This window comes from Zoogloea oleivorans (assembly GCF_008107625.1).
GTDB lineage: Bacteria > Pseudomonadota > Gammaproteobacteria > Burkholderiales > Rhodocyclaceae > Zoogloea > Zoogloea oleivorans.
In genome coordinates, this window is record NZ_SDKK01000005.1 from 37,708 (window position 1) to 44,201 (window position 6,494).

Here is a 6,494-nt window from a genome sequence, read left to right on the forward strand (position 1 = left end):
CGGCTCAGATCATGCCGCCGTTGACCGAGATGACCTGACCCGTGATGTAGGTGGCTCGCCCGGAGGCCAGGAAGGACACCAGGTCGGCGACTTCTTCGGGTTTGCCGGCGCGCTTCATCGGCACGATGCGGTCGATGGCGGCCTGATCGAAACTGCCCTCGATCATGTCGGTGGCGATGATGCCCGGGGCTACCGCATTGACGGTGATGCCGCGGCTGGCCAGTTCGAGGGCCAGCGATTTGGTGGCCGCATGCAGGGCGCCCTTGGCGGCGGCGTAATTGACCTGCCCGCGGTTGCCGACCAGGCCGGCCACCGAGGTGATGGTGATGATGCGCCCCCAGCGGCCGCGGATCATCGGCATGGTCAGGGGCTGGGTGACGTTGTAGAAGCCGTTGAGGTTCACGTCCATGACCTGCTGCCACTTGTCCGGCCCCATGCCCGGAAAGACAGCGTCGGCGTGCACGCCGGCGTTGTTGACCAGGATGTGCACCGGGCCGCCGGCGAGGATGGCGTCCAGCGCCGCGCCGGTGGCGGCGGCATCGGTGATGTCGAAGGTCACGGCTTCGGCGGCGCCGCCGGCGGCGCGGATGTCGGCAACGACCGCGGCGGCCTTGTCCGGGTTGCGGTTGGCGTGCACCAGCACGTGATGGCCGTCGGCGGCGAGCTGACGGGCGATGGCGGCGCCGATGCCGCCGCTGGCCCCGGTGACGAGGGCGCGCCTCATGCCAGCGCCCCGGCGTCGAGGATCACCGCGGCGCGGCCGTCGAGCAGCGGCTGCCCGGCGGCGGATACCGCGAAGCGGTAGAGCACCTGGTTGGCATCGCCGGACAGGCGTTCGGCCTCGACCAGCAGGTCGGCGGGCTGATCGTCCAGGCGCAGGGTGTGGAAGTTGACGCTGCGCACGCTGGCCAGGTAGCCCTGGCGGGGCGGCTGGCCGTCGTCGGCGAGCAGGCCGCCATGCAGGGCCATGGCCTGGGCGGCGTACTCGATGCCGGCGGCAATGCCGAGGCGTTCGGCGTCGCGCAGCGGGTTGTCGGCGCGGCGATGGCTGCTGGCGGTGCACTGGATGGTCGAGGCGTTCCAGTCGCGCACCGTGTCGAGCAGGCACATGTCGCCCTGGTGGGGAATGCGGGCGGCAATGGCGGTGCGGTCTAGCATGGGTCGAGGCTTACGCTGAGGCTGAGGGGGGCGAGGTATTCCAGCGCGACGCAGCCGGGGCCGCCAGCGGCCAGCAGGCCGAGCAGGGGCAGGCCGCGCAGGGCCGGAATGGCCGTGCGCAGGGTGTCGAGGGTCGGCTCGGCGAGGGGGTCGGGCGGGGTGTCGGTCAGTGCGATGGCGATGCGCGCGAGGCTGCGCGGTGTCTGCACCGGGCTGAGGACGAGGCCGATGCCGGCGGCGTCGGGAATCGGCCGGACGGCGAACAGGGGCTCGGGGTATTCCGCGTCGTAGGCCACCAGCAGGGTCGGTGTCTGGCTGGTGATGGCCTGCACCAGGGCTTCGAGCAGGCCGGCCGAAAAGCTGCCGTCGTAGGCGCACAGGGACTGGCTGGCGCACATGGCGCCGGTGGCGATGCTCCAGTAGCCGGCCGGGGTGTTGTGCAGGGAGTTGTGGAAGCGCGTCGGCGAGACCCGGTGGTCATCGGAGGCCAGGGTTTCGCACAGGGCGTGGCAGTTGTGGCCGTCGGCGGTGGAGGCGGAGAAGATCGCCGGCACGGTGGTGGCCTCGATGCCGGCATGTTCCAGCGCGGCAAGGCCGCTGGCCAGGGCCACGCGCACCACCCGGCTGGCCCGGCGGCGTTCGGCGGGGGGCAGCAGCAGCGGGGCGGGGAGCACGCTGGGGGCATTTTGAAAGGGCGCGCGGCCGGTCAGGACGGCTGCGCCGGCGGCCCAGTCGGGCATGCCGGGGGCGATCAGGCCGACGCCTTCGATCCATGCGGAGAGACTGTGCGGGGCGCTCATCCGGCTCTCCCGAACACCAGGCTGCAGTTGCTGCCGCCGAAACCGAAGGAGTTGCTCATGGCGTGGCGGAGGGGGGCCTCGCGGGTGCTCAGCAGGTAGTCGATGGGAATGCCCGGATCGAGCGTGCGGGTATTGACGCTGCCGGGCAGGAAGCCCTCGGCGAGGGCCAGGGCGCAGACGCTGGCTTCGAGTGCGCCGGCAGCGCCGAGGGTGTGGCCGGTGATGCCCTTGGTGGAGCTGCCCGGTACCCGGGTGCCGAACAGTGCCGCGACGGCGCAGCCCTCGGCGGCGTCGTTGTTGGGCGTGGCGGTGCCGTGGAGGTTGATGTAGTCGATGTCATCCGCGGTGAGGCCGGCATCGGCCAGTGCGGCTTCCATGGCCTGGCGGGCGCCGCGCCCTTCCGGGTGGGGCGAGGACATGTGGTAGGCGTCGCTGGATTCGCCGCAGCCCAGGAGCAGTACCGCGTCGGCGTCGAGGCTGGCGGGCGGGCGTTCGAGGAGGGCGAAGGCGGCGGCTTCGCCGATGGAGATGCCCTTGCGGGCTGCGTCGTAGGGGCGGCAGGGCTCCGGGGAGGTCAGTTCCAGCGAGGCGAAGCCGTGCAGGGTGGTCAGGCACAGGCTGTCGACGCCGCCGACGATGGCCGCGTCGATGAGGCCGGCGTGGATCATGCGGGCCGCCGCGGCATGGACCTTGGCCGACGAGGAGCAGGCGGTGGACACCACGCCGGCCGGCCCTTCCAGGCCGAACCAGTCGCGCACGAAGGCGGCCAGGGAATAGGTGTTGTGGGTGCCCCGATAGATGAAACTGGCCGGCAGTGCGCCGCTGAGCGGATCCCGCTGGCGATAGGCGGTTTCGGTGGCGAGGATGCCGGAGGTGCTGGTGCCGAGGATCACGCCGACGCGTCTGACGCCGTGGCGGGCGATGGCGGCCCGCACGGTCGCGTCGAAGCCGTCGCTTTCCAGGCCGCGGCGGGCCAGGCGGTTGTTGCGACAGTCGTAGTCGGCCAGGGCTGCCGGCAGCGCCGTGCCGTCGAGGCCGGCGACTTCACCGATCCAGGTGTCGAGGGCAACGCCGTCGAAGCGGCAGGGCGTCAGGCCGCCGGTACCGGTGCGCAGGGCGGCCCGAAGGGGAGCCAGCCCGTCGCCGACGCAGGTGACCACGGTATGGCGGGCGAGGTGCAGTGGTGTCACGGTTCGAGGTGCAGAAAGAGTGGCGCGAGTTTAGCAGAGCGGCCCCTCCCTCATGGCACGGGGACGAGTGCGCTCAGGCCACTTGGGCGAGGATCAGGGTGTTGGCGAAACCGGCGCTGCCCATGGGGCGGGTTTCGGTGCGGAAACCGATGTTCTGCAGCAGGGTCAGCCAGGCGTCGAGGGGGCGCCCGTGGAGTCGCGGGAAACGCCCGCAATGGGCAAGGACCACCAGGCTGTCGGTCAGGCGGGAGAGCCGGTAGGGCAGGCCGGCCGCGGCATCGCCGACCCGCAGGAGCAGGCGTCCGTCGCTGCCGAGGCTGTCGCGGATGCGGCGCAGCAGGGCTTCCTGCCGGTCTGCCGGAATGTAGTGGAGGACGTCGATCAGGCTGACCACGTCGGCGGCGGGCAGGGGCGCGGTGCACATGTCGCCGCTGTTCACCCGGATGGGGGCCGGGCTGTCGGTGAAGGCGGTACGGGCGCGCCGGACGGCAGCGGCGAGGAGTTCCACGCCCTGGTAGTCGGCGAGGCGCGGGGGCGGCGGCAGGTCGGCCGGCCATTGGCCCCGGTCGTGGAGGCGGGCGGCGGCGAGGAGCCAGGCGGCGAGCAGGCCCTGGCCGCAACCGAGGTCCAGGTAGCGGCCCCGGGCGGGGAGCAGGCCGGGGTCGAGGAGAGCGGTGAAGAGCAGGTCGGCGCCGAGCTTGCCGCGGGCGAAGTGCCAGGCCCACGGGCTGGCGGAACGGTAGGGCGCGCTGGCTTCCGTGACCAGCCGTTTGTGAAATGTGGCGCTCACAGTGTGACAGGGTGCAGGCCGGCGGCGTGGATGCGTGCCAGCAGGCGCGGCAGCACGTCGAGGATCACCGCTTGGCCGGCCGGGCTGCGGGCGGCGTTGCCGTCGTGGAGGAGCAGGATGTCGCCCCCGGTCAGCCCATTGGCGAGGCGCTCGAGTACCCGTTGCGGGTCGCCGACGCGGGTGTCGTAGGCGCGGCGGGTCCAGGTGGCGAGGCGCAGCTCGAGGCGCGCCAGCACCGGGTCGAGGAAGGGATTGCGCAGGCCGGCCGGGGGGCGGAAGTAGCGCGGTGCGTGACCGGTGATCTGGGCCAGGGTGTCCTGGGCGGCGCTGATTTCCTGCGCCATGCGGCGTGGCCCGAAGGTCGAGAAGCGCTTCCAGTGGTGCTCGCTGTGGTTCTCGATGGTGTGGCCGCGGGCGATGATCTCGCGCGCCAGGGCCGGGTGGGCGGCGGCCCGGCGGCCGATGCAGAAGAAGGTGGCGCGGGCCTTGGCGGCGTCCAGTTGGTCGAGCACGCGGGGGGTGACTGCAGGGTCGGGGCCGTCGTCGATGCTCAGGACGATCTCGCCGCGGGCGGCGGCGTCCGCCGGCAGGCGGGTGATGTTGGGGCCGAGCAGACCATTGCGGGGCAGCAGGCCGGCCAGCGTGAGTACGACGTGGTTGGCGGCCAGCGCGCCGACGGCCAGTGGCCAGTGAGCGGGGGCGAGGAGCAGGCCGGCTCCGGCCCCGGCGTGGATCACGGCACTGGCGCGCAGGAAGGGACTGGGTTGCCAGCGGGCCATGTCAGTGCTTGTTCTTGCGCGCCAGCATGGCGGAGATCATCAGGGTGAGCACGGCGCCGGGGCCGACGGTGATGCCGATGGCCTTGAGCACCGGTACCGGCGAGAAGGCCAGGGCGCCAAAGCCGATGACCGTGGCCAGGTTGGCGAGGAGCAGTGAGGCGAGGGTGCGCGGGTCATCCCCCGGATTGCTGTCGGCCCGGTCGAAGAACAGGGCGTAGTTGGAGCCGACGGCGACAATCAGCAGCATGCCGATCAGGTGCAGCAGGGTCAGGCGCTGGCCGGTGAGGGCCAGGCCGGCCATCACGATCAGCTCGGTGGCGACCAGCGGGATCAGTACCCGGATCAGGCGCCCGGGCTGGCGCAGGGTCACCGCCATGAGCAGCACGATGGCCAGGCAGCCGGCCAGGGACAGCAGGATGGCTTCGTCCAGGTAGGCCTGATAGAGGTGGTTGGATTCGCCGAAAATGTCCACGAAGAGGGCACCGCTGCCCTGCAGTGCGGCCTGGATGCGGGCTGGATCGAGGGGCGTGTCGCCGGCCGGGGCGCGCAGCGGCATCAGCACCGTCCAGCCCTGCGGGCGTTCGAGCAGCAGGGAGTCGACCGCCAGGGCGAGGGTCGAGCCGCGCAGGGATTCGGGCGTCAGCAGGGGCTGGCGGCGGGCCGCGTCCACGTCGTCGAGGAAGGCGCCGAGCTTGGCGGCCCGCAGGGGCAAGCCGTCCAGGGCGGTGTCGAGGCGGCGGGCGAGTTCGTCGCGCGCGGGAAGGGATTGCTGGCGGGCGCGCTGGGTGGCTTCGCTGGGCAGGAAGCGGGCGGGGCTCTCGAAGCCGCCGAGGGCGCCTGCTTCGACCAGCGTGGTGAGGCGCATGCCGGCCTGTTCGGCGGCGAGCAGGGCGGCTTCCCGGTTGGCGGCCTTGAGAACCACCAGGTAGCGCAGGTCGGGCGCGCCGAGGTCGGCGCGCAGGCTCTGGTCGAGGGCCTGGTCGGCGCTGGAGACGGGGCTGAGGCCGGACAGGCCGCTGCTCCAGATCTGGTCCCGGTGGGTGACCAGAACGACGCTGGCGGCGATGGCGAGCAGGGGGATGGCCAGGCGCAGCCGGGACAGTTGGCCCCAGAAGCCGGCCATCGCCCGGCCGAGGGGGGCGATGTCGCGGATGTGGAAGCTGGCCGGGCGCAGGTGGGGCAAGACGAAGCGGGTGACTGCGGCCGCGGTGACGAGGCCGGCGATGGAGTACAGGCCGAGCTGGGCGAGCCCCGGAAAGCCGGAGAAGAGCAGGGACGCAAAGCCGAACACGGAGGTCAGCACACCGAGCCGGATGGTCGGCCAGAAGCGTTCCATCCAGCGGCCTTCGCCGTCTTCGCCGTCGGACTGGACGAAGTAGTAGATGGTGTAGTCCACCGCTTCGCCGATGAGGGTGGTACCGAAGCCGATGGTGAGACCATGCACCGAGCCGAAGCCGAGGGCCACGGCGGCGATGCCGGCCAGCGCCCCGGTGGCTACCGGCAGCAGGCCGAGGACCACGGCGGTGACCGAGCGGTAGATCAGCAGCAGCAGGCAGATCACCGCGGCGGTGCTGATGGTGGTGAGGCGCACCGCTTCGGATTCGATGGCCGCGCGGGAGTTGACCGCGAACACCGCGGCGCCGGAGAGCAGCAGGCGGGCGTCCGGGCTGGCCTTGGGCAGTTCGGCAAAGTCGGCGTGGATGCGGGCGATGGCGGCCGCCTGGGCGTCGGTGTCGGAGCCGGCGGCGCGGGTCTGCAGCATCAGGATGGCCCGCCG

Annotated in this window: 7 protein-coding genes; all 7 read right to left on the reverse strand. The window is 72.1% G+C overall.

Annotation, left to right across the window (positions count from 1 at the left end; translation table 11 throughout):
* Positions 1-4 precede the first annotated feature (4 nt).
* On the reverse strand, positions 5-724 hold the full coding sequence (fabG, locus tag ETQ85_RS06195; protein ID WP_148578187.1) for a 3-oxoacyl-ACP reductase FabG: 720 nt from the start codon (positions 722-724) through the stop codon (positions 5-7).
* A complete protein-coding gene (locus ETQ85_RS06200) occupies positions 721-1,158 on the reverse strand; it encodes a hotdog family protein (RefSeq protein ID WP_148578188.1) in 438 nt (145 codons plus the stop codon). Before ETQ85_RS06200 ends, fabG begins: the two co-directional genes overlap by 4 nt.
* Entirely contained in the window at positions 1,152-1,958 is an 807-nt protein-coding gene (locus ETQ85_RS06205; protein ID WP_148578189.1) for a beta-ketoacyl synthase chain length factor, read from the reverse strand. The genes ETQ85_RS06200 and ETQ85_RS06205 overlap by 7 nt, the downstream gene beginning before the upstream one ends.
* Positions 1,955-3,148, reverse strand: coding sequence for a beta-ketoacyl-[acyl-carrier-protein] synthase family protein (locus ETQ85_RS06210; protein ID WP_148578190.1), 1,194 nt, complete (start codon positions 3,146-3,148; stop codon positions 1,955-1,957). Before ETQ85_RS06210 ends, ETQ85_RS06205 begins: the two co-directional genes overlap by 4 nt.
* Before the next feature lie 73 nt (positions 3,149-3,221).
* Positions 3,222-3,938 carry a methyltransferase domain-containing protein gene (locus ETQ85_RS06215; RefSeq protein ID WP_148578191.1) on the reverse strand — a complete coding sequence of 239 codons (717 nt, stop codon included), beginning with the start codon at positions 3,936-3,938 and terminating at the stop codon, positions 3,222-3,224.
* Positions 3,935-4,717, reverse strand: coding sequence for a polysaccharide deacetylase family protein (locus tag ETQ85_RS06220; RefSeq protein WP_148578192.1), 783 nt, complete (start codon positions 4,715-4,717; stop codon positions 3,935-3,937). Before ETQ85_RS06220 ends, ETQ85_RS06215 begins: the two co-directional genes overlap by 4 nt.
* Position 4,718: 1 nt before the next feature.
* The coding region (locus ETQ85_RS06225) for an MMPL family transporter (RefSeq protein WP_148578367.1) at positions 4,719-6,494 on the reverse strand (1,776 nt) is incomplete at its 5' end.